Consider the following 2,408-nt stretch of genomic DNA (forward strand, 5'->3'; position numbering starts at 1 on the left):
GGTGATCTCGGCCATCACCCAGCGCGAGAAGCTCACCGAGATCGTGGAGCTGCCGCGCAACGTGCACCCGTGGTTCATGGGCGTGCAGTTCCACCCCGAGTTCAAGTCCACGCCTTGGGGCGGGCACCCGCTGTTCAAGTCATACATCGAGGCCGCGCTCGCGCACCAGGCTTCACGCACTGAAAAGGTGGCAGCATGAGCCTGACGCCGAGCCGTCTCAAGTCTGGCGAACGCCCCCTCGGGGGGCCGACGCTGCAAGCGTCCAGGGGGTTGTCATGAAGCTTTGCGGATTCCCCATCGGCATCGACCAGCCCTTCTTCCTGATCGCGGGGCCCTGTGTCGTGGAATCCGAGCAGCTGCAGCTCGACGTGGCCGGCCGGCTGAAGGAAATCACCTCGGCGCTCGGCATCCCGTTCATCTTCAAGAGCAGCTACGACAAGGCCAACCGCTCGTCGGGCACCTCGTTCCGTGGCCCCGGCATGGACAAGGGCCTGGAGATCCTGGCCAAGGTCAAGCGCGAGCTGAACGTGCCGGTGCTGACCGACGTGCACAGCGAGTCCGAGATCGCCACCGTGGCCGCGGTGGTCGACGTGCTGCAGACGCCCGCCTTCCTGTGCCGGCAGACCGACTTCATCCACGCCGTGGCGCAGTCGGGCAAGCCGGTCAACATCAAGAAGGGCCAGTTCCTCGCGCCGCACGACATGAAGAACGTGATCGACAAGGCACGTGCGGCCGCCAAGGCCAAGGGCCTGCCCGAAGACAACTTCATGGCCTGCGAACGCGGAGCGAGCTTCGGCTACAACAACCTGGTGAGCGACATGCGCTCGCTGGCCATCATGCGCGAGACCGGCGCGCCGGTGGTGTTCGACGCCACGCACTCGGTGCAGTTGCCGGGCGGACAGGGCACCAGCTCGGGTGGCCAGCGCGAGTTCGTTCCGGTGCTGTCACGCGCGGCCATCGCCGTGGGCGTGGCAGGCGTGTTCATGGAAACGCACCCCGACCCCAAGAACGCGATGAGCGACGGGCCGAACGCCGTGCCGCTCAAGCACATGAAGGCGCTGCTGGAGCAGCTGGTCGCGCTCGACCGCGTGATCAAGAAGCAGCCACTCCTCGAGAACGACTTCTCCTGCTGACCCGATGGCCGCCTACATCATTGCCGACGTCACCGTCACCGATGCCGAGAAGATGGCCAAGTACCGCGAATGGAGCACCCGCGCCATGCAGGAGCATGGCGCCGAGATCCTTGTGCGCGGCGGAGAGTTCGAAGTACTCGAAGGCCCGTGGACACCCAGCCGGGTGATCGTGCTCAAGTTCGCCGACCGCGCCAAGGCCAAGGCCTTCTACAGCAGTGAAACCTACACCCACGCCCGAACGTTGCGCGAAGGCGCCGGCATCATGCGCATGATCGTCGTCGACGGCGTGCCTGCCTGAACAGCATCACAAACCAAGCCAGAGGAAGACTGAATGAGTGCCATCGTTGACATCGTCGGCCGCGAGATTCTCGACAGCCGCGGCAACCCCACCGTCGAATGCGACGTGCTGCTCGAGAGCGGCACCATGGGCCGCGCTGCCGTGCCCTCGGGCGCGTCGACAGGCTCGCGCGAAGCCATCGAGCTGCGCGACGGCGACAAGGGCCGCTACCTCGGCAAGGGTGTGTTGAAGGCCGTCGAACACGTCAACACCGAGATCTCCGAAGCGATCATGGGCCTGGATGCCAACGAGCAGGCATTCCTCGACCGCACCCTGATCGACCTCGACGGCACCGAGAACAAGAGCCGCCTGGGCGCCAACGCGACGCTGGCCGTGTCGATGGCCGTGGCGCGTGCCGCGGCCGAAGAGTCCGGCCTGCCGCTGTACCGCTACTTCGGCGGCTCCGGCGCGATGCAGATGCCGGTGCCGATGATGAACGTCATCAACGGCGGCGCACACGCGAACAACAGCCTCGACCTGCAGGAGCTGATGATCATCCCCGTGGGCGCCCCGAGCTTCCGCGAGGCCGTGCGCTACGGCGCGGAAGTCTTCCACGCACTGAAGAAGATCATCGACGGCCGCGGCATGCCCACCAGCGTGGGCGACGAAGGCGGCTTCGCGCCCAACGTGGCCAGCCATGAAGCGGCGATCCAGATGATCCTGGAAGCCATCGACAAGGCCGGCTACACCGCCGGCGAGCAGATCGCCCTGGGCCTGGACTGCGCCGCCAGCGAGTTCTACAAGGACGGCAAGTACCATCTGGAAGGCGAAGGCCTGGTGCTGAGCGCCACCGAGTGGACCGACATTCTGGCCACCTGGTGCGACAAGTACCCCATCATCAGCATCGAAGACGGCATGCACGAAGGCGACTGGGAAGGCTGGAAGATCCTGACCGAGCGCTTGGGGCAAAAGGTGCAGCTGGTGGGCGACGACCTGTT

The 2,408-nt window shown here is 65.7% G+C and carries 4 protein-coding genes; all 4 read left to right on the forward strand.

Annotated features, from left to right (window positions below):
• Window positions 1-199 (forward strand): glutamine amidotransferase-related protein (locus VFL64_RS03320; RefSeq protein ID WP_489538962.1); only part of this gene is annotated, 199 nt, incomplete at its 5' end.
• 76 nt (window positions 200-275) lie between these two features.
• Entirely contained in the window at window positions 276-1,133 is an 858-nt protein-coding gene (kdsA, locus tag VFL64_RS03325; protein ID WP_489538963.1) for a 3-deoxy-8-phosphooctulonate synthase, read from the forward strand.
• A 4-nt stretch (window positions 1,134-1,137) separates the two neighbouring features.
• Window positions 1,138-1,431, forward strand: a complete 294-nt coding sequence (locus VFL64_RS03330) for a DUF1330 domain-containing protein (RefSeq protein WP_489538964.1) — start codon at window positions 1,138-1,140, stop codon at window positions 1,429-1,431.
• A gap of 33 nt (window positions 1,432-1,464) precedes the next feature.
• Window positions 1,465-2,408, forward strand: a 944-nt coding sequence (gene eno, locus VFL64_RS03335; protein ID WP_489538965.1) for a phosphopyruvate hydratase, incomplete at its 3' end; no start/stop codon positions are given.

The sequence above is a fragment of the Rhizobacter sp. genome (genome assembly GCF_035702065.1).
Taxonomy (GTDB): Bacteria; Pseudomonadota; Gammaproteobacteria; order Burkholderiales; family Burkholderiaceae_C; genus Rhizobacter.

Bases quoted from the DNA above. Each gene is read 5' to 3' on its own strand.
- kdsA (WP_489538963.1), top strand. From the start codon at position 276: ATGAAGCTTTGCGGATTCCCCATCGGCATCGACCAGCCCTTCTTCCTG.
- VFL64_RS03330 (WP_489538964.1), top strand. From the start codon at position 1,138: ATGGCCGCCTACATCATTGCCGACGTCACCGTCACCGATGCCGAGAAG.